Source organism: Pseudomonas sp. RU47, assembly GCF_004011755.1.
Classification (GTDB): Bacteria; Pseudomonadota; Gammaproteobacteria; order Pseudomonadales; family Pseudomonadaceae; genus Aquipseudomonas.
Genome location: NZ_CP022411.1, coordinates 3,208,383 through 3,234,660 on the forward strand (window position 1 = coordinate 3,208,383; position 26,278 = coordinate 3,234,660).

General features: G+C 60.7%; 25 protein-coding genes. 16 read left to right on the forward strand and 9 right to left on the reverse strand.

All coding sequences use genetic code 11. From position 1 onward, the window contains the following. Positions 1-323 precede the first annotated feature (323 nt). A complete protein-coding gene (locus tag CCX46_RS14485; RefSeq protein ID WP_127927428.1) occupies positions 324-2,027 on the reverse strand; it encodes an amidase in 1,704 nt (567 codons plus the stop codon). Between the two features lie 269 nt (positions 2,028-2,296). Beyond that, entirely contained in the window at positions 2,297-3,679 is a 1,383-nt protein-coding gene (locus CCX46_RS14490; protein WP_127927430.1) for an aspartate aminotransferase family protein, read from the reverse strand. A gap of 157 nt (positions 3,680-3,836) precedes the next feature. Here CCX46_RS14490 and CCX46_RS14495 point away from each other — a divergent pair, with 157 nt between their 5' ends. The 5 genes from CCX46_RS14495 to CCX46_RS14515 all read left to right on the forward strand — a co-directional run bounded on the left by CCX46_RS14495 (position 3,837) and on the right by CCX46_RS14515 (position 7,863). Further along, positions 3,837-4,442: a TetR/AcrR family transcriptional regulator gene (locus tag CCX46_RS14495; RefSeq protein ID WP_127927432.1), complete on the forward strand. Its 606-nt coding sequence runs from the start codon at positions 3,837-3,839 to the stop codon at positions 4,440-4,442. Between the two features lie 105 nt (positions 4,443-4,547). Next, positions 4,548-5,663: an AI-2E family transporter gene (locus CCX46_RS14500; RefSeq protein WP_127927434.1), complete on the forward strand. Its 1,116-nt coding sequence runs from the start codon at positions 4,548-4,550 to the stop codon at positions 5,661-5,663. A gap of 108 nt (positions 5,664-5,771) precedes the next feature. Next, positions 5,772-6,560, forward strand: a complete 789-nt coding sequence (locus tag CCX46_RS14505) for a DUF2092 domain-containing protein (protein WP_127927436.1) — start codon at positions 5,772-5,774, stop codon at positions 6,558-6,560. Between the two features lies 1 nt (position 6,561). Continuing rightward, complete coding sequence (locus CCX46_RS14510) at positions 6,562-7,140, forward strand: hypothetical protein (RefSeq protein WP_127927438.1); 579 nt, start codon at positions 6,562-6,564, stop codon at positions 7,138-7,140. A gap of 111 nt (positions 7,141-7,251) precedes the next feature. Beyond that, on the forward strand, positions 7,252-7,863 hold the full coding sequence (locus tag CCX46_RS14515) for a nucleotidyltransferase domain-containing protein (protein WP_127927440.1): 612 nt from the start codon (positions 7,252-7,254) through the stop codon (positions 7,861-7,863). 46 nt (positions 7,864-7,909) lie between these two features. On the opposite strand, the gene proP is transcribed toward CCX46_RS14515, so the two are convergent. From proP to CCX46_RS14530, 3 genes are all read right to left on the reverse strand, one after another. Then, the gene (proP, locus tag CCX46_RS14520) at positions 7,910-9,412 is read right to left on the reverse strand and encodes a glycine betaine/L-proline transporter ProP (RefSeq protein ID WP_127927442.1); all 1,503 of its coding nucleotides are present in this window, start codon (positions 9,410-9,412) and stop codon (positions 7,910-7,912) included. Between the two features lie 238 nt (positions 9,413-9,650). After that, positions 9,651-10,310, reverse strand: a complete 660-nt coding sequence (locus CCX46_RS14525) for a DUF3313 domain-containing protein (protein ID WP_127927444.1) — start codon at positions 10,308-10,310, stop codon at positions 9,651-9,653. Further along, positions 10,310-10,621 (reverse strand): hypothetical protein, encoded by a 312-nt coding sequence (locus CCX46_RS14530; protein ID WP_127927446.1) that lies wholly within the window; start codon positions 10,619-10,621, stop codon positions 10,310-10,312. Before CCX46_RS14530 ends, CCX46_RS14525 begins: the two co-directional genes overlap by 1 nt. Positions 10,622-10,768: 147 nt before the next feature. Here CCX46_RS14530 and CCX46_RS14535 point away from each other — a divergent pair, with 147 nt between their 5' ends. Together CCX46_RS14535 and CCX46_RS14540 are read left to right on the forward strand one after the other, a co-directional pair. Next, on the forward strand, positions 10,769-11,491 hold the full coding sequence (locus CCX46_RS14535; protein ID WP_127927448.1) for a response regulator: 723 nt from the start codon (positions 10,769-10,771) through the stop codon (positions 11,489-11,491). Next, a complete protein-coding gene (locus tag CCX46_RS14540) occupies positions 11,488-12,816 on the forward strand; it encodes an ATP-binding protein (protein WP_127927450.1) in 1,329 nt (442 codons plus the stop codon). The genes CCX46_RS14535 and CCX46_RS14540 overlap by 4 nt, the downstream gene beginning before the upstream one ends. A gap of 113 nt (positions 12,817-12,929) precedes the next feature. Here the strand turns inward: CCX46_RS14540 and CCX46_RS14545 are convergent, their stop codons facing one another. Continuing rightward, positions 12,930-14,033, reverse strand: a complete 1,104-nt coding sequence (locus CCX46_RS14545; RefSeq protein ID WP_238704404.1) for a GlxA family transcriptional regulator — start codon at positions 14,031-14,033, stop codon at positions 12,930-12,932. Positions 14,034-14,080: 47 nt separating this feature from the next. Between CCX46_RS14545 and CCX46_RS14550 the strand changes: the two genes are divergently transcribed. From CCX46_RS14550 to CCX46_RS14570, 5 genes are all read left to right on the forward strand, one after another. Next, a complete protein-coding gene (locus CCX46_RS14550; protein WP_127927454.1) occupies positions 14,081-15,064 on the forward strand; it encodes an ABC transporter substrate-binding protein in 984 nt (327 codons plus the stop codon). Between the two features lie 60 nt (positions 15,065-15,124). Then, positions 15,125-16,243 carry an aryl-sulfate sulfotransferase gene (locus tag CCX46_RS14555; protein ID WP_127927456.1) on the forward strand — a complete coding sequence of 373 codons (1,119 nt, stop codon included), beginning with the start codon at positions 15,125-15,127 and terminating at the stop codon, positions 16,241-16,243. A 78-nt stretch (positions 16,244-16,321) separates the two neighbouring features. Further along, positions 16,322-17,611 carry an NAD(P)/FAD-dependent oxidoreductase gene (locus CCX46_RS14560; RefSeq protein ID WP_127927458.1) on the forward strand — a complete coding sequence of 430 codons (1,290 nt, stop codon included), beginning with the start codon at positions 16,322-16,324 and terminating at the stop codon, positions 17,609-17,611. A gap of 13 nt (positions 17,612-17,624) precedes the next feature. Next, a complete protein-coding gene (locus CCX46_RS14565) occupies positions 17,625-18,182 on the forward strand; it encodes a helix-turn-helix domain-containing protein (RefSeq protein WP_127927460.1) in 558 nt (185 codons plus the stop codon). Between the two features lie 21 nt (positions 18,183-18,203). Further along, positions 18,204-19,550, forward strand: coding sequence for a glutamine synthetase family protein (locus CCX46_RS14570; RefSeq protein ID WP_127927462.1), 1,347 nt, complete (start codon positions 18,204-18,206; stop codon positions 19,548-19,550). A gap of 11 nt (positions 19,551-19,561) precedes the next feature. On the opposite strand, the gene CCX46_RS14575 is transcribed toward CCX46_RS14570, so the two are convergent. From CCX46_RS14575 to CCX46_RS14585, 3 genes are all read right to left on the reverse strand, one after another. Then, entirely contained in the window at positions 19,562-20,479 is a 918-nt protein-coding gene (locus tag CCX46_RS14575) for an AraC family transcriptional regulator (protein WP_127930395.1), read from the reverse strand. An 81-nt stretch (positions 20,480-20,560) separates the two neighbouring features. Continuing rightward, the gene (locus tag CCX46_RS14580) at positions 20,561-20,818 is read right to left on the reverse strand and encodes an Atu4866 domain-containing protein (protein WP_127927463.1); all 258 of its coding nucleotides are present in this window, start codon (positions 20,816-20,818) and stop codon (positions 20,561-20,563) included. Positions 20,819-20,985: 167 nt separating this feature from the next. After that, positions 20,986-21,750, reverse strand: coding sequence for an SDR family NAD(P)-dependent oxidoreductase (locus CCX46_RS14585; protein WP_127927465.1), 765 nt, complete (start codon positions 21,748-21,750; stop codon positions 20,986-20,988). Between the two features lie 218 nt (positions 21,751-21,968). On the opposite strand from CCX46_RS14585, the gene CCX46_RS14590 reads away from it, so the two are divergent. The 4 genes from CCX46_RS14590 to CCX46_RS14605 all read left to right on the forward strand — a co-directional run bounded on the left by CCX46_RS14590 (position 21,969) and on the right by CCX46_RS14605 (position 26,240). After that, a complete protein-coding gene (locus CCX46_RS14590) occupies positions 21,969-22,907 on the forward strand; it encodes a helix-turn-helix domain-containing protein (protein WP_127927467.1) in 939 nt (312 codons plus the stop codon). A 180-nt stretch (positions 22,908-23,087) separates the two neighbouring features. Beyond that, positions 23,088-23,822 (forward strand): SDR family oxidoreductase, encoded by a 735-nt coding sequence (locus CCX46_RS14595; protein WP_127927469.1) that lies wholly within the window; start codon positions 23,088-23,090, stop codon positions 23,820-23,822. A gap of 356 nt (positions 23,823-24,178) precedes the next feature. Then, the gene (locus tag CCX46_RS14600; RefSeq protein ID WP_127927471.1) at positions 24,179-25,762 is read left to right on the forward strand and encodes a phospholipase D family protein; all 1,584 of its coding nucleotides are present in this window, start codon (positions 24,179-24,181) and stop codon (positions 25,760-25,762) included. A gap of 100 nt (positions 25,763-25,862) precedes the next feature. Continuing rightward, a complete protein-coding gene (locus CCX46_RS14605; RefSeq protein WP_127927473.1) occupies positions 25,863-26,240 on the forward strand; it encodes a DUF5329 domain-containing protein in 378 nt (125 codons plus the stop codon). Positions 26,241-26,278 lie beyond the last annotated feature (38 nt).

Here is a 26,278-nt window from a genome sequence, read left to right on the forward strand (position 1 = left end):
CAGCGGCAATTAAGGTGACCGGGATGATCGAGTAACTGCAGGACAGGGGATTGAGCGGATGTGCTGAATTTACGGGGTTACACAAAACCTGTGGGAGCGAGCCTGCTCGCGAAGGCGGCGCATCAGGCGATATTTATGTCGGCAGACACACCGCTTTCGCGAGCAGGCTCGCTCCCACAGGGATTCAGGGGGACTCAAGATTAATGGCTACATACAATCCCTTGTAGGAGTGAGCCTGCTCGCGATAGCGGTGTATCAGTCAAATTTATCCAGGCTGACACATCGCCATCGCGAGCAGGCTCGCTCCTACAGTTTTAAGCGCGTTACGCCAGCGGCGGCGTGCGTGGCGGGATCTGCCGTTTGCTGCCGGTCGATTCAAACGCTGCCGCCAGGCGCAGCAGGTTCGAGTCGTCGTAGGCGCGGCCGGCGAAGGTCAGGCCGACCGGCATGCCGATGTCGGCCATCACGCCCATTGGCACGGTGACGGTCGGTACGCCGAGGTGGCGGATCGCGAGGTTGCCGTTAGCCACCCAGATGCCGTTGCTCCAGGCGATGTCGGCCGACTCCGGGTTGACGTCCGCATCCGCCGGGCCGACGTCGGCGACAGTCGGGAACAGCACGGCGTCGAGGCCCAGTTTGTCCATCCAGTCCTCAAGATCGATACGTCGAGTCTGCTCGAGACCGCGCAGGCCGTCGGGCACTGTGGAAATTTCATTCCACGGCGTGATGCCGCGCTCGGCCATGCGCACGTATTCGTCCATGCCCGCCACCAGATCACCTTCACGGTTAGGCAGGGTGCCCGGTTCGTGCGGGAAGATTTTCGGCCCGTCGACGTCGACCAGACGATTCAGCTTCGGGTCGCCGTTGGCTTGCAGGAAATCGTCGAACGCCCAAGCGGTCAGATCCCATAACTCATGGTGAAGGAACTCTTTCGAGACCAGACCACGGGTGAATACAGTCGGCGCGCCGGGGCGATCGCCTTCGCAGTTGGAGACCAGCGGGAAATCGGTTTCGACGACTTCGGCGCCGGCGTCTTCGAGCGCCTGACGCGCCTGCTTCCACAGATCGATCACCGACTCACGGGTGTTGATGCGCTGGCCGGTCGGGCCACCGATGCCCGGTGCTTCGCTGGTGCCGGCTTCAGGGTCGGCATTGATGAACATGCGCGGCACGGCGAAACGCTTGCCGGCCAGCGCTTTGGCGTCGGCCGCCAGATCGGCGTAAGCGGCGGGGCGCACCTCGTTGACGCTCGGGATCGGCACCCACGGTTGCAGACGCCACAGGTCGCCACGGGTGTCCGGGTCTTCGGCCACCACGATGTCGAGGACTTCGAGCAGGTCAGCCATGGTCCGTGCGTAAGGCACGACGACGTCCATGGTCGGCGTCAACGGCCAGTTGCCGCGTACCGAGATCACACCGCGCGACGGCGTGTAGGCGCACAAGCCATTGTTGGACGCCGGGCCACGCCCACTCGACCAGGTTTCTTCAGCCAGACCGAACGCGGCAAAACTCGCGGCCGTGGCGGTGCCGGCACCGTTCGACGAGCCGGAGGCAAACGGCGCAGTCAGGTAATCGGCGTTGTAAGGGCTTTCAGCGCGACCGTAGACGCCGCGCTGCATGCCGCCATTGGCCATCGGTGGCATGTTGGTCTTGCCCAGACAAATTGCCCCGGCTGCGCGCAGGCGCTCGATGGTGAAGGCATCGCGATAGGCGACCAGATCGACAAAGGCCGGGCTACCGGACGCAGCGGTCAGGCCTTTGACCAGATAGCTGTCCTTGGCGGTGTAAGGAATGCCGTCGAGCGGGCCGAGGGTTTCGCCTTTGGCACGACGGGCATCGGACGCCTGTGCTTCGTTCAACGCTTCAGGGTTGCGCACGACTACGGCATTCAGCGCCGTCGGTGTGTCGGCACCGTCGTAGGCATCGATACGGGCGAGATAGGCTTGCACCAGTTCGACTGCGGTGGTCTGGCCGGACTCGAGCGCGGCGCGCAGTTGGGCAATGGAAACTTCGGTGACTTCGATCATGCGCTCACCGCTGTTTGTATTTGGGTGTTTTTCCTGGAATGGGTGTTCATATCGGTTCTCGTTGCACAGCTATAAGCGACAAGGTTAAGACTGGCGCCTATTTAACACCAAGCGGCGTGCGGAGTAATCGGCGGGATTGAATCTTGCCTGTTTTCAACCCGACTGACGCCATCGCGAGCAGGCTCACTCCTACAGGGGAACGCATTCCAAATGTAGGAGTGAGCCTGCTCGCGATAGCGGTATTGCGGCCGCCATATTCCTTCAGCCGATCACAGCACCCCGTACTCCCGCGCCGTCCGATCCACCGCAGTCCGCGTCTTGTCGATCAACTCATCCAGCTCCGTGCGCGTGGCCACCAGCGCCGGCGCCATGATCATCCGCCCCAATGTCGAACGAATGATCAAGCCTTCCTCAAAGCCGATCGTGCGGCAACGCCAGGCAATGTCGTTTTCATTGGCAAAACGCTTGCGCGTTGCTTTGTCCTCAGCAAACTGCAACGCCGCCACCAGCCCAACGCCCTGAATCTCACCGACCAACGGGTGATTGCCGAACACCTCGCGCAGGCAATTCTGCAGATACGGTCCGGTATCGGATTTCACCTGCGCTACCACGCCTTCATCACGCAAGGCCTTGAGGTTGGCAATCGCCACCGCCGCCGCAACCGGGTGCCCGGAATAGGTCAGGCCGTGGGCAAACACGCCACCTTTCTCGACCAATGCTTCAGCCATTCGCCGTGACAGAATCAAGCCACCCATAGGGATATAACCCGAGGTCAGGCCCTTGGCGATCGACAGCGTGTCCGGCTCAAAACCGAACGTCTGATGCGCGAACCATTCACCGGTGCGACCAAACCCGCCAATCACTTCGTCAGCACACAGCAGCACGTCATATTGACGGCAGATGCGCTGAATCTCCGGCCAGTAAGTCGCCGGCGGAATGATCATCCCGCCCGCGCCCTGGAACGGTTCGGCGACGAACGCGGCGACCTTGTCGGCGCCCAGTTCGAGAATCTTGTCTTCCAGTTGCCGCGCCGCGCGCAAGCCGAATTCTTCCGGGCTGAGGTTGCCTTCGTGGGCGAACCAGTACGGCTCATCGATGTGCGCCACATCCGGAATGGTGCCGCCCATCTCGTGCATGAATTTCATCCCGCCCAGCGCCGTCGCGGCCAGGGTCGAGCCGTGGTAGCCGTTCCAGCGGCCGATCATGATTTTCTTCTCGGGTTTGCCCATCACCTGCCAGAACTTGCGCACGGTGCGGATCAGCACTTCGTTGGCTTCGGAGCCGGAGTTGGTGTAGATCGCGTGACTGTAGTGCTTGGGCAGCAGGCTGAAGAGCAACTCGGACAGCTCGATCACCGCCGGGTGAGTGGTGTGGAAGAACATGTTGTAGTAGGGCAGTTGTTCCAGCTGTGCGGTCGCGGCGGCGGCGAGATCCTTGCGCCCGTAACCGAGGTTGGTGCACCACAGACCCGACATGCCGTCCAGATATCGATTGCCGTCGTTGTCCCACAACGCCAGGCGATCGCCGCTGACCATCACCCGCGGGCCTTCCTCGTTGAGGGCCTTTTGATCAACGAACGCGTGGATGTGGTGAGCAGCATCAGAGGCTTGGTAATCGCTGGTACTGCGGGTCGAATCGAATTCGGCGGACATGGCGGATCTCCAGAGAAAAGGGCAAATGAGTGCGTTCGTCGCAGCGCTGCACGGATAAAGTTTTGTCATCTAAAAATATTTTTGTAAAGAAAATATTTGTCGGTGAAAAAAGATATCCGTAGGCTGAGGGCCATTGGCAAAGATCATCAGAGGCAACATGAGCGGACTCAGAGAGCGGCAGAAGGAACAGCGCCGGCAGGTGATTGCCGAGGCGGCGCTCGAGTTGTTCAAGCGCAACGGCTTTGCGGCCACCACGCTGGACCAGATCGCCGTGCAGGCGGGGGTATCCGCACCCACCGTGGTCAACTATTTCGGTGGCAAGCAGGAGATTTTGTTGGCGTTGCTCAAGCAACCCGACGAGCAAGCCATGCGCGAGGCGCGGGCCAATCTGGACGGGGACAGCGATCCGCTGGAGGCGTTGTGCGAGTTCGAAGGGCTGATGACCGATTACCAGCTACAGGCGATGCCGGCTTCGCTGTGGCGGGAACTGGCGCCGTTTCTGCTGACGGGGGAGTTGGCAGAGGCGATGAGTCCGTGGAATGCCGCCGTGATCGAAGAGACCAAAGCGCTGCTCCTGCATTTCCAGCAGACGGGCAAAGTGCGCGAATCGATCGATCTTGACGTGGTGGCGACGCTGTTCAACCAATACGCGAACATGGCGTTCATTCGTCTGGCGACGCAGGAAGTCCCGGACCGCACCGCGCATGCCTTGCACATGCGCGGGGTCTTGAATCTGTTGTGTCACGGCATGCTGGAGCGCTGATCGCCGCCATCAAGCGCGACTCGTGTCGGGCAACCGTCGAGACGATGTGCCAGATGTGAACTAGGCTCACAGCGGTTCAACGCTGGCCCAATCAGGAGAGCCGACATGGAAGACAAACCGCTGATAGCGTTTCAAAGTTCCAGAGCGCTGCTGGACGTGCTCATACGCGCGGGCCTGATCACCATTCTGGTGTTGTTCTGCTACGACATTTTCCATCCGTTTCTCAATGTCATGCTCTGGGCGCTGATCCTGGCGGTCACGCTGTATCCGCTGAATCAGCTGCTGGGCGCGAAACTCGGCAATCGCTACGGCTGGGCGGCAATCATTCTGGTGTTGCTGGGCCTGGTGATTCTGATGTTGCCGTTAAGCCTGTTGGGCGCGTCGATCGCCGATTCGATCAAGGGCAGCATGCACACATTTGAAGCGGGGCAGTTCGAGATTCCGCCGCCCCCGGCCAGTGTCGAAGGCTGGCCGCTGATTGGCGCGCCGCTGTACGGCATCTGGATGCATGCGTCACAGGATCTGAGCTGGGTGTTTCAGGAACTGGCGCCACACCTCAAGGACTGGAGCAAAGTGGTGTTGCATCAAGCCGCCGGTGTCGGAGCGGGCATTGTGGTGTTCGTGGTTGCCTTGATCGTCGCCGGGCTGATCATGCACCACGGCGAGCGCGGCCACCGCACAGCGGTAGCCATCACCACACGTATTTCCGGGCCGGTGCGCGGCCCGCAGATCGCCGAACTGTGCACGGCAACCATCCGCGCCGTGGCGCAGGGCGTGGTTGGCATCGCCTTTATTCAGATGCTGCTGGTGGGCGTCGCGTTGGTGATCATGGGCGTACCGGCGGCCGGCATTCTCGCCTTGATGGTGTTGCTGCTGGGCATCACCCAATTGCCGGTGCTGCTGATCACGCTGCCCATCGTGATTTATGTCTTCGCCGTGGACGGGGTCAGCGCTGGCACGATTATCTTTGCGGTGTGGATGGCGATTGCCGGGCTTGCCGACAACGTGCTCAAACCGATGTTGCTGGGTCGCGGAGTGGCGGTGCCGATGCCAGTAGTGCTGATTGGCGCGCTCGGCGGCATGGTCACCAGCGGCATTATCGGCCTGTTCACCGGGCCGGTGATTCTCGCCGTCGGTTATGAGTTGTTTATCGGCTGGGTGTATCAACCGGCCGATGTCACCGAGCTTCTGGAGAGCCAGCGCAAAGAAAATCTGCCGTGACATTCATCTCTCTCGCTGACGCATTGGCGTACCCCCGGACTGAGGTCTAGGCTGGTCAGTCAGTCGCCCTTCGGGCGCAACGCCCACGCAGGGACAGGAGCGGAACCGATGAAAGCCCCAGCCAGTATTGTCTGCCTGATGTTCACACTGGTTCTCGCGCCGGGAGCCCGCGCCGAAGACCCGCCGGCTGCGCCCACTCCCGAGGCCACGGACGATGCGCCGTTGATCAACCCGCAAGTGGTCGACAAGCTCATCGACATGGGCAACTACCTGCGCAGCCTGCCGAAATTCCAGGTCGATGCCCAAGTCTCGCGCGACACCGTTCTGGAGTCCGGGCAGAAGATCAAGACCGAGTCCGCCAATACCCTGAAAGTGGTCGGCCATGATCGCCTGTATGCGAAAAGCGAAGGCGATGTGCGCACCCGCGAGTTTTTCTATAACGGCAAACAACTCACCCAGTACTCGCCGTACCTGAAGTACTACACCACCGTCGATGCACCGGCCACCGTCGCGGAAACCCTGCACAAGGTCGAGAACTTCTACGGTGTGCAGGTACCAATGGAGGACCTGTTTCTGTTCGGCAGTGACCAAGCGCAGATCGATGCCTTGAAAGCCGCGCTGTACGTGGGCCCGTCGGTCATCAAGGGCCAGCTCTGCGACCATTTGGCGTTTCGCCAGGAAGGCATCGACTGGCAATTGTGGCTGACCCGTTCCGACAAACCTTTGCCGTGCAAACTGGTGATCACCACCACCGACGAGAAGAGCTTTCCCGAGTACAGCGCGGTGTATCAGTGGAACCTCAAGCCGACCATCCCGGACACACAGTTCACCTTCAAACCGGGCAAAGGCGATGTGGCGATTGCGTTTAAAAAAGCCAGCGATCAGGGAGGGCAATGACATGAACAAGTCGATGACGTGGAGTCTGTTGTTGTCGCTGGCCGCCGCCACGCTGCTGACCGCCGGTTATGTGGCCGAAGCCGACGCCCGGGGGCAACGCGCTCAGGGCCATGCCCGCGCCAACGTCAACCGCGCGCCGGCGCCGAATGCGCAACGGGCGCAGCGGATCAATGCGCCGCAGCGCACCAACAATGTCAGTGCCGGCAATCGGGTCAATTCGGGCAATCGGGTCAATGCCGGCAACAACGTCGGCAACCGCACGAACGTCAATAACAGCAATCGCAACGGCAACCGAAACGTCAACATCGACAACAGTCGCGATGTCGATATTGATGTCGACGGCCATGGCCGTTATGGCTACGACGATCACTACCATCCGCTGGCGGCCGCAGCGGCGGTAACGGCAACCGTCGCAGTCACGGCGGCGGTGGTGGGCTCGATCTTTACCCCGGCGCAAATGCCCAGCAATTGTGTGCAGGTGATTCAGTACAACGTCGCCTACATGCAGTGCGGCTCGACCTGGTACCAGCCGCAGTATCAGGGCAGTGATGTGACGTATGTGGTGGTCAACGCGCCTTGAATGACGTGCGATCGGATTCAAGGCGAGCTGATAAAAATGTTGAGCCGGGGGGTGAAAGGGGGTCGAATGGCGCGCTACCGATATCCATCTACAGAACAACGAGCCTGAGACATGACAACAGCCCAGCCGCTGGTGCCCGATCAAGAGCAATGGCAACCCTGGACACCTGAGGAGTTGGCAACACTTCTGAACGCGGTAAATCGCCCGTGGTGCGTGGTCGGCGGTTGGGCGCTGGACCTGTGGCTCGGGCGGCAAACCCGGACTCACAGCGATCTGGAGTTCACGGTGTTGCGGGCGGATTTTGCCTTTTTTCGCCAAGCGTTGAGCGATCTGGATTTCTACGCGGTGAAGGACGGCACATTCCGGTTTTTGTCAGCGACCTGCTTGCCCGCCGAAGACATTTTTCAGATCTGGGGATACGACAGCGCCGCACAGACCTGGCGTGTGGATGTCATGATCGAGCCGGGCACGCCGGATACCTGGATCTACAAGCGTGATCCGTCGATAACCTGCCCGCGCGCCGAAATGGTTCTGCGCAGCACGGCGGGCATCCCGTATCTGCGACCTGCCGCTGTTCTCTTGTTCAAGGCCAAACACACGCGCCCCAAAGACCGCAGCGATTTCGCCAGCGCCTTACCGAACTTGTCTGCGCAGGAGCACGTGTGGTTGCTTCGACATTTGACGCGATTGCATCCGGAGCACGAGTGGCTGAGCTGCGTTTAAGCAGCACGCCACCCGGTCAGAGTCGGTCTGCGGTCAGTGTTCGCGCTCAGTTGATTCGCGGATGCTGCTGTACCAGTTCCTTGCGCTTGGCTTCCAGCGCGGCGATTTCGGCGTCGATGTCTTCGATCTTCTGCTCGATGTTGTCGTGGTGCTCTTGCAGCAGTTCTTTCGCTTCTTCAAGGTCGGAAGCAGCAGGCGCAGCGCCACGCAACGGCTTGTTGGCGGTTTCTTTCATGGTCACGCCGGTGGCCAGACCGATCACGGCGATGACCATCAGGTAATACGCCGGCATGTACAGATTATTGGTGCTCTCGACCAGCCAGGCGACCACGGTCGGGGTCAGGCCGGCGATCAGCACCGAAACGTTGAAAGCCGCCGCCAGTGCGCTGTAGCGAATGTGCGTGGGGAACATCGCCGGCAGGGTGGAGGCCATGACGCCGATAAAGAAGTTCAGCAACACGGCCAGCATCAGCAGGCCGGCGAAGATCAAACCGATCTTGCCGCTGTTGATCAGCATGAACGCCGGGATCGCCAGAATGAACAAACCGATGCTGCCGACGACGATAAAAGGTTTGCGGCCAATCTTGTCGCTGATGAAACCGATTGCCGGCTGCACGAAGAGCATGCCAACCATGATCGCGATGATGATCAGCACACCACGGTTTTCGCTGTAGTGCAGGTTGTGCGACAGGTAACTCGGCATATAGGTGAGCAGCATGTAGTAGGTGACGTTGGTCACCGCCACCACGCCGATGCAGGTCATCAGGCTGCGCCAGTGTTTGGTCGCGACTTCCTTGAACGAGACTTTCGGGCCACCGGCGAGGCCTTCGCGATCGCCTTGCTCAAGCTTTTCGACGTGCTGCTGGAACGCTGGGGTTTCTTCCAGGGCGTGACGCAAGTAGAGGCCGATCATGCCCAGCGGCAAGGCGAGGAAGAACGGCAGACGCCAGCCCCATTCCTCGAACTTCGCTTCGCCCAGCGTGGAAGAAATCAACACCACCACACCAGCACCGAGGACGAAACCGGCAATCGAGCCGAAGTCGAGCCAACTGCCGAGGAAGCCGCGTTTGCGATCCGGTGCATATTCAGCGACGAAGATCGACGCGCCGGTGTATTCGCCACCGACCGAGAAACCCTGGGCCATTTTTGCCAGCAGCAACAGGATCGGCGCCCAGATGCCGATCGAGGCATAGGACGGGATCAGGCCGATGGCGAAGGTGCTCAGCGACATGATCACGATGGTCGCGGCGAGGACTTTCTGTCGTCCGTACTTGTCGCCCAGCGCGCCAAAGAACAAGCCGCCCAGCGGCCGGATCAGGAAGGGCACCGAGAATGTCGCCAGCGCGGCGATCATCTGTGTGCCGGGGTCGGCGCCGGGGAAGAACACTTTGCCAAGCACATAGGCGACGAAGCCGTAGACACCAAAATCGAACCATTCCATGGCATTGCCCAGTGCGGCGGCGGTGATCGCCTTGCGCATCTTGGCGTCGTCGACAATGGTGATGTCTTTCAGGCCAATCGGCTTGACGGTTTTCTTGCGTGATTTCATCCGGGTCTTCTCTTTGCTGATCCATCGTGCCGCGTAGATGCCATCTATTTGATGGCGCGTACTCTTTGGCTCAGATACATGAGGACACGAAATAATTCACTGCTCGGCGCTTTTTTTCCTGACGCACCCTGATTTTCCCTGTAGGAGCTGCCGAAGGCTGCGATCTTGTTGGGACGCGGAGCGTCCCCGGCTGCATTCCCACGCAGAGCGTGGGAACGATCAAGAAGGGGATATGTGTTTACCGGCGGATGGCCGTATACGATTGCCGCAGGTCACTGGCCCAGCCATCCAGCACCCCCTTGACGTCATCGGCAGTCAGTACCTGCTTGTCGTTCTCCAGTGGCACGCCGGTGCCTTTGCGCACCACTTCGGCAATCACTTCGCCGGTCGAACCGTCCTCGAACGACACCTCGGTGGCGACTTCGCTGTCCTGGTCACGGATGCCGGTCGCCGTGCTAACGCCCGCAGCGACAAGGGTGACCGGCAGCCACTCATAAAAGCGCAACCCCTGAGTGCTGGTCGCCACTTGGGTGATGGCGGGGCGCACCACCAGGGTGTTCGGCCCGGGTTGATTGACCAGATGCATCACCTTGCCCAGTTCCAGCCGTAACGCGGCGTCGTAGTAGTCGGTGACCCCGGACAAGGTGCTCAGCGGAATCCGCGGCGTCGGTTCGGCACTCGGGTAGAACTGACTCGGCGCCAGATAAACCTGCGTGTATCGACCCCGGGCGAGGGCCGGGCTGACCCACGCCAACACAGGCTGCCCGGACGGCGACTGGCGCTCGGCCAACACGCTGTAGTCACGCAGAAACCCGGCGTGTTCCGGCGTTTTGCTGCTGCACGCCGCCAGGCTCAGCGTGGCGACAACAGACAGCGACATTGAACGAATACGCGACATCAAACGGCTTCCTTGTTTTGCGTCATGTTGTCCGAGCATTCGATGTGCAATCGACCGTGGGCCATGATCCAGTTCATGAGATCAGCGGTGTTGACACTGTGCACGTATTCCACCCAGTGCGCATTGGTCGGGCTGAAATGCTCGAAGTACCGGCGCAGCACTACCGTGCTCTGATCAGTGGAAACGCCCAGGCACGATTCCTGAAACACCACCGGTGTATCCGGGCCGAGCGCGGCGGTGCGCTGGCTGAGAATCAACGGCCGATTGCCATTGTGCGGCGTGATGCCTGGTTTGCTGTTCAATACCTTCATGCCAATCCCCCTGCTTGAAATAGCTGCAGAATGCCCGCGAGGTTTTGCCGGAGAATGTCCGCTTGATGTCTGGCGCGTAGAAATGTTGCTCGATTGAAATAAATGACCCGGGCGGCGAAATGGCTTTAGATTGGCTTTTTTTGGTGCATGGATCCTGTGACTGTGAGCAGACTGCTGTTCGTCGACGACGACGTGGAAATCCTCGCGCTGCTGAAGAAGTTCTTCGTGCAGCACGCCTATGAAGTCGACGTGGCGTCCCACGGCGAAGCCATGTGGGCGGCAATCGCGCTGAACCGTCCGGACACGATCATTCTTGATCTGATGATGCCCGGCGAAAGCGGCCTGAGCCTGTGTCAGAAGGTGCGCGCGCAGTTGGGCATTCCGATCATCATGCTCACGGCCATGGCCGAGTTGAGTGATCGCATTGTCGGCCTGGAACTGGGCGCGGACGATTACCTGACCAAACCTTTTGCCCCGCAGGAACTGCTCGCACGGGTGCGTGCCTTGCAGCGTCGTGCCGGCGAACAGCGCCAAACAGTTGAGCCTTCACGCCCGGTGATCGGCTTCGCCGGTTGGCATCTGGACATCACCTGTCGCGAACTGCGCTCCCCGGAAAACGTGATGATTCCGCTGTCCGGCGGCGAGTTCGATTTGCTGGTGGTGTTCCTCGATCATCCGCAGCGCATCCTCACCCGCGAGCAGTTGATCGACCTGACCCACGGCCATGGTCATGACGCCTTCGACCGCAGCATCGATGTGCAAGTCAGCCGCTTGCGCCGCAAGATCGAACCGGACAGCAAGCGCCCGGACTTGATCCGTACCGTGCGCAACGGCGGTTATCTGTTCACCGCCAAGGTCAGCCGCTCGTGATCCGCCAACTGTGGCGTGGCGATACCCTGAGCCGGCGCATTGCCCTGACCATCATTGCCGCGATGGTTGCTTCGCTGGCGTTGAATGCGCTGTTCGTGCAAGTCGCCGGGATCTGGGCGCGGCCACCGATTGAACGCACCGGCCTGCTGGAACAGATTGCCGCGACCTCGCGGGTGATCGAAGCGGCCCCGGCCAGCCTGCGCCCGCAACTGGCCGCGGCGGCGAGCAGCGCCATGCTGCACGTGTCGTGGCAAGCGCAGCGCGCGGACTTTGACCTGCCCAATGACGGGCTTCGCCTGCCAGCGAGCAGGGTGCCGGTGCTGCAGCAACTGCTGGGCATTGATCGAAAAATCGAGGTGTTCAGCCCAGGCGACTGGCCGAACGGCAGTCCCCAGGCGCATTACGCCGCCGTCGTGCAATTGGTCGATGGCAGCTGGTTGTCATTTATCCCGCCGGAGCGCAGTTGGGGCCTGGAGTTTGGCGTGCGTATCGCGATCGTCATCGCCTTGGGACTGATTGCCACGCTGCTGGTTGCCTGGGTCGCCACCCGCCAACTGGCCAACCCCTTGCAGCGGTTCGCCCGCGCCGCGAGACGATTCGGCACCGATCTACGGGCACCGCCGATCAAGCTCGAAGGCCCTGACGAAATCCGCCAGGCGATCATCGCCTTCAACACCATGCAGGCGCAGATCCAGCACTTCATCGCCGAGCGCACGCACATGCTCGCGTCAATTTCCCACGACCTGCGTGCACCGCTGACCCGCATGCGCTTGCGCAGTGAGTTCATGGAAGACCTCGATCATCAGGGCAAACTGATTCGCGACGTTGAAGAGATGCAGTCGATGATCAACGCCGCGTTGGCGTTCTTCCGCGAAGACACCCACCGCGAGCAGACCACCGCGTTCGATCTGTCGGAGCTGCTGCAAACCATCGTCGACGATTACCGCGATCAACACCTGCACGTCGACTTCGAAGGCCCGGCGCATCTGGTGTACGAGGGCCGGCCGCTGGGGATCAAGCGGGTGATCGTCAATCTGCTGGAGAATGCGCTTAAGTACGCGCAGCATCCGGGCATTGCGTTGAAATATGACGAGTATTCGATCTGCATTGAGGTCAGCGATGACGGCCCCGGTATTCCCGAGGCGGCGTTGGAGCAGGTCTTCGATCCGTTCTTTCGCCTGGAGGCTTCGCGCAATCGTGACACTGGCGGTGTGGGCCTCGGGCTGTCGGCAGCACGGGCGATTGTGCGCGAGCAGGGCGGCGAGTTGACGCTGAGCAACCGCCACGCTGGAGGGTTGTTGGCGCGCGTCGAACTGCCACTCTAGGGCGGACAGCTTGTACGCATTTCTCTGGAACACTTTGAAGCATTCGAGCGGCGTGGGCGGCTATCTGGAACATTGCCGGCGCTATGCGCTACAGCATTGATCCGCGGAGCGAGTTATTGGGCCAGCCCCGCCAGCGCAATGCCCAACGGCGGCGCCGCTCCCGTCGCAGCGGCTTTCATTTCACTGCGGTAGCCGTGGGGGCTGATGCCCAAATGCTTCTGGAAGGCCCGACGCATACGCTCCTCGCGGCCAAAACCGGCTGTTTCGGCGATGCGCTTGATCGGCTCGCGGGTGGTCTTGAGTAATCGAGTCGCCGTCTCCAGACGCAGGTTCTCCACCGCTTGCGCCGGGGTTTCTCCGGTGGCAGCGACATAGGCGCGGGCAAAATGGCGCGGGCTCATGCCGAATTGTTCGGCCAGACGCTCGACGCGCAAGTCTCCGTCCAGGTTCGCCGCGATCCAGGCGTGCAGCCGCGCCAGACGCGCGTCCGGGTCGGTGCGTAACGCTTTGGATTGAGCATTGAGCGAGGCACTGAGCTGCGGCTGTTCGGCATCACGCCACATGAACACCGTGAAGTACCGCGCCAGTGCCAGCGCCGCGTGGGCGCCGAGGTCTTGTTCAACCAGACCAAGGGCCAGATCGATACCGGCAGTGGCGCCGCCGCAGGTCCAGAGGTTGCCATCGTGCAGATACAGCGCATCGGTCTGGCAGCGTACTGCCGGGTAGCGCGCCTGCAGTTCGGCAGCGAATTTCCAGTGCGTCACCACTTCGCGGCCATCGAGCAGGCCCGCTGCGGCCAAGGCAAACGAACCCGTACCGATCGAGCACAGCCGACGGATGTCAACCGAGCGGCGGCGTAGCCAAGCGCACGCGGCTTCGTCAGCTTCAAGCGCGGCCATGCCCGGTCCTCCGGCAACGATCAGCGTGTCGATCACCGGGGCCATGGCATCGATCTGTTCCAGCGAACAGGTGGTCACGCTGATGCCGGAAATGGACATCACCTGACCGCCGCGCGGCGATGCCACCAGCAAGCGGTACGGCGGACTTGCGCTGTAGGGCGTAGCCAACACGCGCGGTATGGCTGCAAAGACCTCAAGCGGGCCGGCCGCATTGAGCAACAGCAAGTCATCGAACGCCAACACCACGACGGTGCGCACAGGCAGCGGCGCGGCGTCCGTCATGGCAGCAAAGGAGGGGTGTTTGGCATGGAGCGACACGGCGGGCCTCGACATACTGAAATCAATGCACAAATGAGCGCACGACAATGCCGGTAAAACTTCCTGCTGCCAAGCGTCTGCTGGCACACCCTGTAAAAGCGCTGCTGTGCGGCGTTGCGTTGCTGCTCAGCCAGCCGCTGTCGGCCACTGCCGAACCGTTGAAACTGGGCGATCAAAGCGGTTTGACCCAGGCATTGCTGCATGCCGCCGGCGAAGATCAACACCTTGCCTATGCGCTGTCCTGGCATCCGTTTCTGGCCGGGACCACCCTGCTCGAAGCACTGAGCGCCGGGGCGATCGATGCCGGTGTCGTGGGTAATGCGCCGCCGGTGTTCGCGCAGGCCGGTGGCTTCGACATCCGCATCATCGGCGTCGCGAGCGGTGCGCAAAACAACAATGCGCTGCTGATTCCCGCAGGCTCCAGCGTCCAGCAGGTCGCCGATCTGAAGGGTCAACGCATCGCTGTGGCCAAGGGCAGCAGCGGGCATTATTTGTTGTTGGCCACGCTACATAAAGCAGGCCTCGCGCCTCGGGATGTGAACATCGCCTACGTCAGTCCGGTGGACGCACAGAATGCGTTTGCCAGCGGCAAGCTCGATGCCTGGGCGGTGTGGTATCCCTTCGTCTGCCAGGCGACATCGCGCGGTGCTCGGGTTCTGGTCGATGGCAGCGCCTGGCCGGAAACCGGGCTGAATTTCACCGTCGCTAGCCTGCAGGCACTGAAGGATCCGCAGCGAGCAGGGCAACTGGGCGATCTGCTCGCGAGGCTGGCCCGCGCCCAAGCCTGGGCCACTGAGCACCCTCAGGAATGGGCTGAGGTGTTCGCACAAACCACACGACTCCCCGTTGCGCTGGTGCAGGAAATGCTCGCGCATCAGGACCTTCACTACGTGCCGATCGAGTCGTCAGTCATCACTTCGCAGCAGCGTCTGGCCGATCTGTTTGCCGCTGAGCGTCTGATTCCGCGACCGCTACAGGTCGGGCAGATCTTCGACGATCGCTTCAACCCTTTACTGCCAAACCACCCATAACCCTTCAGTTCACCTTGCCGCGTTGCTCGCGGCGAGGGCTCACTCGCCCGGAGAAAAGCCATGCCCAACCTCGAAACCACCACACTCAAGCGCCGCAAAACCGGCCTGATCGCTGTCGATCATGCCCGCAGCGCTGGCGGCTACACGCTGTTCGCACCACAAACGGCGGATGGCAATGTGTTCCTCATCGACCTTGATGGCGAGGTCGTTCATCGCTGGAAACTGCCTCAGCGCCCCGGCCGTGACGCAGTGATCCTGCGCAACGGCAACCTCGGCTACAACGGCAACCATCCTGAGTCACCGGACTTGTTTCCGGGCTGGTCGGTGTGGCATGGCGGCGCGTTCAGCGAAGTGACGCCGGAAGGCGAAGTGGTCTGGGAGCACACCGATCTGCTTCACCACCATGACGCGCAATGGCTGGACAACGGCCATCTGCTTTACACCACGGCCGAGCCGTTGAGTGCCGATTTGGCCCGGCGCGTGGTGGGCGGCATTCCCGGCAGCGAGGCGCCGGGCGGGGTGATTTATGCCGACGTGGTCAAGGAGGTCGATCGTCAGGGCAATGTGGTCTGGGAATGGCGCAGTTGGGAGCACTTGCGCCCTGAGGATTACCCGCTGCACTCAGCGTTCGAACGTCACCATTGGCCGATGACCAACGCGGTCACCCCCGGCCGTGACGGCAAGGTGATCCTCAGCCTGCGCAGTGTTTCATCAGTGATCGCCGTGCAGCGCGGCAGTGGTGAAGTGCTGTGGCGACTGGGCCACGATCTGGTCGCGCAGCAGCATTGCCCGAGTGAACTGGAAAACGGCAACGTGCTGGTGTTCGACAACGGCATCTTCCGCCCCCACGTGAGCATGCCGCACTCGCGCATTCTCGAAATCAACCCGTCGACGCAACGCATCGAATGGCAATACGCCGACACCCCGGGGTATGCCTTTTTCACCCCGTTCATGGGCGGCGCGCAGCGTTTGCACAACGGCAATACGCTGATCACCGAGGCCAACTTCGGCCGTTTGTTCGAAGTCACTCCGACTGGTGAAGTGGTCTGGGAGTACGTCAATCCGCACTTCGCCACGTATCCCGATGCGGCCTCGCGACGCTATTTGCCGGGCGAAAACAACGCGATATTCCGTGCCCACCGTTATCAGCACGCAGACCTGCCGTGGCTGCGTGACTGAGCACCTTGGCTTGCCGGCGTGAAATATATTCTGTAGATTTTCATGAAATTATAAAAAGATAATTTCATGAGGTCGCGAATGTTCCTGCAATCCAGCCAGCACGTCGACAGCTATTACGCCCACAGTTGCGCCGATATTCTGCGTGATCGGCCGGCGCTGGAGGGTGAACATGACACCGACGTGGTGATCATCGGCGCCGGTTTCAGTGGTCTGCACACGGCGCTGCGTCTGGCCTTGGCGGGCAAACGCGTGGTGGTGCTGGAAGCCAGTCGGGTGGCGTGGGCCGCGTCGGGGCGTAATGGCGGGCAGGCGATTCTCGGCTGGTCTTGCGATATGCCGCCGCTGGAAGCTGCGCTGGGCCATGAACGGGCCAAACGGCTTTGGAATGGCATGCGCTGGGCTGCCGACGAATTGCGCGAATTGCCCGGGCGGCATGGCTTCGATTGCGACTATCGGCCCGGGCATTTGTGGACCTCGGTGATGCCGCTCCGGGTCAGCCTGCTAAGCGAATGGCAACACGAGGCCAGCCTCAAATGGGGCCACGATTCCTTGCAGTTCATCCCTCGTGAACAACTGCCGGAATGGGTGGCCACCGACCGCTATCAGGCCGGGTTGTACGACCCTGAGGGCGCGCACCTCAATCCTCTGAAACTGGCCTTGGGCCTGGCGCCCGCCATCGAGCGCGCCGGCGGGCGTATCCACGAGCAAAGCAAAGCGTTGAGTTATCAGGAGCAGGGCGGTGGCTTCCGGGTCAACACCGAGCGCGGTTCAGTGCGCGCCGATGTGCTGGTGCTGGCGTGCAACGCTTATCTCGATGAACTCGACCCGCCACTGTCCCGCTGCATTCTGCCAGTGGGCACTTACCAGGTCGCCACTGTACCGCTGACGCTTGAGCAGGCCACGGCGCTGTTGCCGCGCAATGTCTGCGTGACCGACAACCAGTTCGTCCTCGATTACTTCCGGCGCACGCCGGATAACCGTTTGTTGTTCGGCGGCGGCTGCACGTATCTCGGCGGCATGCCCAAAGACATTGCGGCAGCGACCCGGCCGTTTCTCGAGCGGGTGTTCCCGCAGCTCAAAGGCGTCGGCATCGAGTTTGCCTGGGGCGGGCATATCGATCTGACGATCAACCGCACGCCGGACGTTGGCGGCGCGGGCAATCGTTATTGGCTACAAGGCTATTCGGGCCACGGCGTTCTGCCGACATTGGCGGCCGCGCGCGCGGTGTCCGACGCGATTCTCGGCGAGGCGGATGAATTGGCGTTGTATCAGGGTTTGAGCAATGGCCGATTCCCCGGTGGCAAGCACTTCGCGGCACCGCTGGAGGCCATCGGCAAGGCCTGGTATCGACTGCGCGACAGTATTTGATGAGATTTTGACGATGAACAAGCAAGAAGAAATCGCCGCACTGGCGATCCTTATCCACGACCTGCGCAAGCACAAGAAATGGACCCTGAAAGAACTGGCCGACAAGATCGGCCGTTCGGTGGGTTTTCTCTCGCAGGTCGAGCGCGGCTTGTCACGGCCGACCGTGGCGGACCTGACCGCGATCAGTGAAACCTTCGGCGTGCCGACCACCTATTTCTACAGCCTGCCCAAGCCTAAAGAGCTGCCGTGGGTGACACGCCCGGATGAGCGCCGCACGCTGTATTACGCCAACGGCATCACCGACATTCTGGTGTCGCCGCAAATGCGCGCCTCGTTCTCGATGCTCGAAAGTCATCTCGAAGCCGGCGCCAGCAGCGGCGACCGTCATCTGACCGACAGCTCGGAGCAGGGCGGTTACGTCCTCGAAGGCGAGCTGACGTTGTGGCTGGGCGACGATGAAGAACCCGTCACGCTGAAGGCCGGCGACAGCTTTCAATTCGACAGTCATACCCGCTGCCGCTACGGCAACCTCACCGAGCAGCTGACCCGCGTGCTCTGGGTCTACACCTGATCACAACAAAGGATGAACACGATGGACGCTGTCTGCGCTGACCTGCTCGCCGAAGTGCGTGCCTTTCGCCAACGCTACCCCGAGGTGCGTTATGTCGACCTGATTTGCCTGGACATTCCCGGGCACTTCTATGGCAAGCGCTATCCAATCGACATGCTCGAAAAAGTCGCCGCCGGCAGCGTACTGAAGTTGCCGCAGAACTGCGTACTGCTGGGCGTGCAGGGTGGTTTGTTTCCGATCGGCGATTACTGCTTCAACGACGGCGACCCGGATGCCGTGCGCCGTCTGGTGCCGGGCACACTGAAACCGGTGACCTGGGAAGCGCAGCCGATGGGGCAGATGCTGATCACCTCGGACGGCACCGATAAGCCGATCGAGTTTGAACCCCGTGAAGTCCTCGCGCAGGTGCTCAAGCGTCTCGCGCGCAAAGGCATTCACCCGGTGGTGGCGTTCGAGCTGGAGTTCTACCTGTTCGACAAAAAGCTGCGCGATGGCTTGCCGCAATTCCCCCGCGACGACCTGACTGACGACGCCGATGATCAACCGAACCTGCACATCGAACGCCTCTCACGCTTCGCGCCGGTGCTGGATGACATGGTTGAAGCGACGCGGGCGCAAGGTATCGACGCCACCGTGATTACGGCTGAACTGGGTCCCGGTCAATTTGAAATCAACTTCGGCCATCTCGACGATGGCCTGCGTGCGGCGGATTGGGCGGCGTTGTTCTGCCGCAGCACGCGCGGGGTGGCGCTTAAACACGGCTATCGCGCCAGTTTTATGGCCAAACCGTACTTGCAGCATCCGGGCAGTGGCATGCACGTGCACGTGAGCCTGTATGACGCTGAAGGCAATAATCTGTTGGCAGCGAATGATCAGCAGCCGCTACGCCATGCGGTGGCGGGGTGTCTGGAATTGCTGCCGCACAGCATGCCGATCTTCGCGCCGAACCAGAACGCCATGCGCCGTTTGGGCGGCACGGTGAACACCGCAACCAAGGCCAGTTGGGGCTTTGAGGATCGTGATGCGTGCTTGCGCATTCCCGAGTCGGACGTGAAAAACCTACGGGTCGAATATCGCTTGGCGGGTGCGGACGCCAATCCGTATCTGGTGCTGGCGGCGATTTTGGTGGGGCTGGAGTATGGGCTGGAGTCGTGCAAAGAACCCATTGCGCCGCTGAACGAAGACCGCAGCAGCGGGATTGATTTCCCCAAGGAAATGTTCGAGGCCGTGCGCGCGATGCAGCACCAGCCGCAATTGCGTGAGGGGTTGGGCGCGGAGTTTGTCGATGTGTATTGCGAGAATAAACGCCAGGATCATTTGGCGTTTATGCAGGAGATCAGTGCGCGGGAGTATCGCTGGTATTTGTGAAGGGCGCCGGCTCACGCAGGGCGCCGAATCCGGCTGGCGTCTCTGGAGGGCGGACACCCGAACTGGCGACTGTACTCGCGGCTGAATTGAGATGGGCTTTCGTAGCCCACTCGATAACAGGCACTCGCCACATCCAGGCCTTCACCCAGCATCAGGCGGCGGGCTTCCTGCAGGCGAAGTTGCTTTTGATATTGCAGCGGACTCATCGCGGTGACGGCCTTGAAGCGATGATGCAATGTCGAGCTGCCCAGATTGGCGACCCTGGCAAGTTCTTCGATGCGTAAGGGTTGGTTGTAGTGTTTGTTCAGCCAATCAATGGCCCGCGTCACCCGTCGAGTCTGCGAATCACCGAGGGCAAGTTCGTACAGCCGACGTCCGTGCACGCCTCGCAGGAGGCGGTAGTACAACTCTCGTAGCGCGAGCGGCGCCAGCATGCCGATGTCTTTCGGTGTTTCCAGCAGCCGTACCAGCCGCAGCATTGTTTCGAGCAGGGGCACATCGACTTTCTCGAGAAAAAGACCCAGTTCAGGTTCGTCGGGGACGCCCGTTGCCGGCGCATCGGCGATGACCTGGGCAATATCCGTGGCCTCGAAATCAAAACGGATGCACAGGTAGGGCGCCTCCGGGCTGGCCAGCAGCACGCGCCCGGCAACCGGGAGCGTCACCGAGACCACCAGGTAACTCAGCGGGTCGTACAGGTATTGGTCGTCGCCCAGGCCGATTTCCTTTTGTCCTTGCACAATCAGGCAAAGTGCCGGTTTGTGCACGGTATGGATAAGCTCCGAAGGCGTGTCAAAACGGATGACATGCAGGGGCGCAATGGCGGTCTCATAGATCCCGGGCGTGGTAAAGCGTTGCGTCAGCAGGCGAACCAGTTCGTCGCGGTAGATGGCCGTGTTTTGCAGGATGAAAGCATCGCTCTGTTCCATTTCAAGGCTCTCACAAGTGTTCATGAGCGTCTGCGCGCAATTGTCCAGGCAGACGATATTCATCCGACATAATCAAAGTGCTCATTGCCGATAGAGGATCATGCCGGCGTGATACAGCACGTCGTCATGAAAATGCCCGTCGGCGGTGAAGCCGGTGTCGTCCCAGTACTGAATGTAGTCATCGACGATTTCGTAGCGGCCTTGCCAGGCGCTGTTATTTTTACCACGGGCCTCGTCGTAACGCCCAGTGGTCAGAAGCTCGTGACGGATGAAGCCATCAGCGGTGACCCACATGCCTGCGTAACGATGATCAGGTTTGGCTTGTGTGGCATTTTTCATCTGCTTTTCTCCTCAGTCCTCATTGAATCCGAGCGGCCTGCCTTGGCCTGTGCTGCATCCATTGCGTGCTTTCAGATTACTTAGCCGAGCGCAGCGGTGTCAGGACAAAACTGCCGCAGATTTGCCTGATCCTCTCGGGCTTGCCGGCGGTTCCTCCGGGCAGTGGCTCACCCGGCGGTGACCGTCATGCCGCCGTCGGCCATGACCACCGAACCGACCATGAAGCTGGCACGATCCGAGGCGATGAACGCGACCACTTCGGCGATTTCTTCCGGTTGTGCGGCGCGGCCGATCGGTGCGGCTTCGCCATGCTGGGCAAGAAAAGCAGGGCCATCGTCGACCACATGGTTGAGGATGTTGGTCACCACATCCCCGACGCCAACCGCGTTAACGCGGATGCCGTGGCCAATGACCTCAAGCGCCAGGGTGCGCGTCAGTTGCGCCAGTGCGCCTTTGGAGGCGGTGTAGGCGGCAATGGTGGGAAAGGCGAAGTAGGAGGCGTAGGACGCGATGTTGACGATCGAGCCGGATTTATTGGGCATCATCGCTTTGACCGCTTCACGGCTATGCAGGAAGGCCGCCGTGGCATTGACCGCCTGAATGCGTTCCCAGTCCTCGCGAGTCATGTCGATGACCAGCTTGTTGATGATGATGCCGGCGTTATTGACCAGGATGTCCAGCCGGCCAAATTGCTCGACGGCCAACGCGACCGCACGCTCGGCGGCACCGTCCTTAGCGATGTCGGCCACCAGTGGTACCAGACCAGGGCGGGCCAGCGCTTCCACGTCGGGGTTTATATCTTCAGCAATGACCTTGGCGCCGCGGGCATGCAGCAGCAGTGCGATGGCCTTGCCGATGCCACTGGCCGCGCCAGTCACCAGGGCGACTTTACCTGCCACTTCGTTCGGGGTGCTGTGCTTGATGTCGGTCATGATGTTCTCCAGCATTGTGATCAAGTAGGGGATAAGCCGTGTCTTTCAACGGCGACGGGCCTACTGTCTCGCAGCGCGGCGAAGCCGGCTTTCGTGAGATTGCCTACGCTGTCGGGGTTTTGCGCCGAATATCAGTGAGGACGGTTCGCCGCTCGGTTCAGCCAGCGAAAAAAGCCCGATATCATCGATCCGGCCTCCCTTATTAAAAGGACCTGTTCATGGCAACTACCGTGCGAACGTCCCAGGCACCGACATCCAGCCAGGACTTGCGCATCACTGGGGAATCGATGCGTGAATATCTGCCAGGCGATGCGCAGACGTTTACACCGCGTCTGGAAATCAAGGACGTTGTGATTCAGTTGTTCACCCATCGCAGCGTCATTGAGCCCATTCTCGTGCCGGCAGTGGTAGAACCGCTGCTCGTTTTGGTTCTGGCGGGGGCGGCGAGGGTGGAGGAGCGCCTGCCGGGTGGGGCATGGGAGGCGGCAGAAGTCAGTGCCGGCGATTTTTTTCTCACCAGTTCTGATGAGCCTTATGAAATGCGCTGGCAGACGTACGGAGGCGATACCTTCGAAGTCATGCATCTTTATTTGGGGTTGCCGCTGATTGAGCAAGCGTCACGGGAGTTGTTGGGGGAGCATGCCGGGGCTGTTCGATTTCGCGATGTTTCCGGCGCACGGGATGGGCGCGTCGCGTATGTCATGGAGCAGCTGCGCACCGAACTGGTCGGGGAGCGCTTGCCCAGTGCTCTGTTCGTCCGGTCTCTGGCTCAGGCGCTGGCCGTACATCTTGTGCGCAGCTATCGCGCCGAGACCCGACCCGGACGTCGAGTCAACGCCTTGCAAGCCTACAAGCTGCGCAAAGTCACTGATGCCATGAGTGCGGATCTGGCCGCTGAGTTCAGCCTGGCAAAGTTGGCCAGACTGGCCGAACTGAGCGAGTACCACTTCAGCCGCCTGTTCAAGCGTGCGACGGGACTGTCGCCTTCGCAGTACTTCATTCGCTTGCGCATGGTTCGTGCACGGCACTTGTTGCTGGAGACCCGGCTTAGTGTCATCGAGATCGGGCTGGAGGTCGGCTACTCCAGCCCCAGTCACTTCTCCCAGGTATTTCGTCGCGAGGCGGGCGTAACGCCCAGCGATTTCCGTGGCGCTTGAGTGCCGGTCCGCCACAAAATTTGCGGGAGATGAACACAGACACGAATAGGCAAAAGTTGCGCAGGTTTTGGCACGCGCCGCGCAGGCCAGTGCCCTTAATCTTTCGACGTACCCCGCAGCAACGCCCGCATCTTCAGCGGTCGCTGCTGAACTTCAATGCAGAGAGCAGGAGCTACGGATATGTCGAACATTCAAAACAAAGTCGTCCTGATTACCGGTGCAAGCAGTGGTATTGGCGAAGCGGCGGCCAGATTGATCGCCGCCAAAGGTGCCCATGTGGTACTCGGCGCCCGCCGTACCGAACGTCTGGACAAACTGGTCGGCGAGATCCAGGCCGAAGGAGGCTCGGCCAGTGCCCGCGCACTGGACGTGACGGATCTGCAATCCATGCACGCCTTCGTGACATTCGCCAAGGCGCAACATGGCAAGGTCGATGTGATCATCAACAATGCAGGCGTGATGCCCCTGTCGCCTTTGACTTCGTTGAAGGTCGATGAGTGGAACCAGATGCTCGATGTCAACGTTCGCGGCGTGCTGCACGGTATCGCCGCCGTTTTGCCGGACATGGAGGCACAAGGTTTCGGCCAGGTCATCAATATCTCGTCGATTGGCGGTCTCGCGGTTTCTCCGACCGCCGCGGTGTACTGCGCGACCAAATTTGCGGTCAGGGCGATCTCGGATGGCTTGCGCCAGGAAACGGACAAGATCCGCGTCACGGTGGTGTGCCCGGGGGTCGTCGAGTCCGAACTGGCCGATACCATCTCTGATGAGGTGGCACGCGAGGAAATGAAAGCCTTTCGGCGTGTCGCGCTCAACGCCGACGCCATCGCGCGAGCGCTCGCCTATGCCATCGACCAGCCCGACGATGTCGATGTGAGTGAAATTGTGGTTCGTCCGACCGCCAGCCCTCACTGATAAATCCTGACAGCAATGTGCGCTGCGGTTCGGCCGCGGTCGTTGATCAGCGGCCGCTTCCGGACCCGTTGCGGTTGGCGTGATGGGTCGCCAAATCGTAGCGGATACGAAAATGAGTTGCGGTGTCATTTTCATCAGCTTTGCCAGTTGTGTTTTTTCTGGCCGCTGGCTATTGATACGCGCTTTTCCACCTTGGGCAATTCCCGCAATTGACAGCGGATGAACTACGCTCCTGAAACAACCCCGCAGATCGAAGAAACAGTGCGCAAGGTCGAGTCGACCAGAGTGATGGAGGGAACCAACAGGCCGTTCTTCGGGATCCGGCATCCCTGATCGTCACCGTCGGAGTACGCTCCGTGAAAACCCGACAGCCACTGTTTATCTTTCTGTTGCTTGTCTTGCTCTTTGCCGGTTGTGCGACCGTCAATGTTTCTCATGAACCCAGTCAGGCCCTGCCAGCGCGCGATTCGGCATTCGGTCGTTCTGTCCTGGCTCAGGCCGCTCCCCATCAGGGTAAATCGGGCTTTCGCTTGTTGTCCGAGAGTGCCGAGGCGTTCTCGGCCCGCGCCGAATTGATTCGTAACGCGCAAAGCAGCCTCGACTTGCAGTACTACATCGTCCACGACGGTATCAGCACGCGATTACTGGTGAGCGAACTGCTGAACGCCGCCGACCGCGGCGTGCGCGTGAGGATTTTGCTTGATGACACCACCAGCGATGACCTCGACCGGATTATCGCGACGCTGGCTGCGCACCCGTTGATTCAGGTTCGTGTGTTCAACCCGCTGCACCTGGGCCGCAGCACCGTCGTGACACGGACGATGGGCCGGCTGTTCGACCTGTCGCAGCAACATCGACGCATGCACAACAAACTATGGGTGGTGGACAACTGCGTGGCCATCGTCGGCGGGCGCAATTTGGGCGACGAGTATTTTGATGCGCAGCCCGACAAGAATTTCAAAGACATCGATATGCTCAGTGTCGGCCCGGTTGCCGAGCATCTGGGGCATAGTTTTGACCAGTATTGGAATAGTGCGCTGAGCAAGCCCATCGAGCAGTTTCTCTCGTTCAGACCGTCGCTCAGGGACCTGAAAAACAGCCGCACCCGGCTGGATGAATCCCTGGAGGAAACGCGCAAGCAGAATCATGCGCTTTACCAGCAACTGATGACCTACACCACGCATCCACGCCTGCATGTCTGGCGTCAGGAGCTGATCTGGGCCTGGAACACAGCGATGTGGGATGCACCGAGCAAGGTCTTGGCGAAGGGCGAACCCGCCTCGCACTTGCTGTTGGCCACCCAGTTGGCGCCTGAACTCAACGGGGTCAGCAAGGAGCTGATCATGGTGTCAGCCTACATGGTGCCCGGTCAGCCGGGAGTGGTGTACTTGACCGACCGTGCCGACGCCGGCGTGTCGATCAGCTTGCTGACCAACTCACTGGAGGCCACCGATGTGCCCGCCGCCCACGGTGCGTACGCTCCGTATCGGCAAACCTTGCTGGAGCATGGCGTGCAGTTGTTCGAGCTACGGCGCCAATCCGGCGACAATGGTGACAGCGACGACAGAGGCGGCGGGGCGCGCCTGTTTCACAGCGGATCTTCCAACAGTTCAGACTCCAGCCTGCACAGCAAGGCGATGATTTTCGACCAGCAGAAAGCATTCCTCGGCTCGTTCAATTTCGACTCGCGCTCACTCTTGTGGAACACCGAAGTCGGGGTGCTGGTCGATAATCCGCAACTCGCCGGACGGGTGCGAGAACTGGCTCTGGAAGGTATGGCTCCGGCGCTCAGTTACCACACTGTGCTGGAAAACAATCAGATGGTCTGGGTCACCGAGGATGACGGTAAACAGCATACGTTGACCAAGGAGCCGGGGAGTTGGTGGCGGCACTTCAATGCGTGGCTCAGCAGCGCCATCGGGCTGGAAAGGATGTTATAGCGCGTGGGTCATCGACGAACGATGGTGCGGGGCGCCGTGGTCTCTGTTGGTGCTCACTTCGATACTTTCATTGTCGCGCAGAGGATAGGGGGTGAGGGATATGGTGCGGCTTTTCAGCCTGTTGCTAGTGGTTGCGGGCAGCGGCCTTACCGCCATCGTTCCGGATGCGCAGGGCCAAACCGACCCGCAAGCCACCCAAGAGATAAAGGCCTTGCTGGACTTTGTCGAACACAGCCCGTGTCAGTTCGTGCGTAACGGAATCGAATACCCGGGACCCCGCGCGCGGGTGCATCTACAGCAGAAGCTGGATTATCTGGAAGGCAAAAACAGGGTGCACAGCGCGGAAGACTTCATCGATCTTGCTGCCACTGAAAGCAGCCTGAGTGGCCGAGCGTATGCGGTGCGATGTAAAGAAAAAGTAGAGCCAGCAAGCGCCTGGTTAAAGAGGGAACTGCAGAGGCAGCGGCAACTGCATTGATCTTGTCTGCCGTCCAATAACAGCCAGAGTGAAGGATT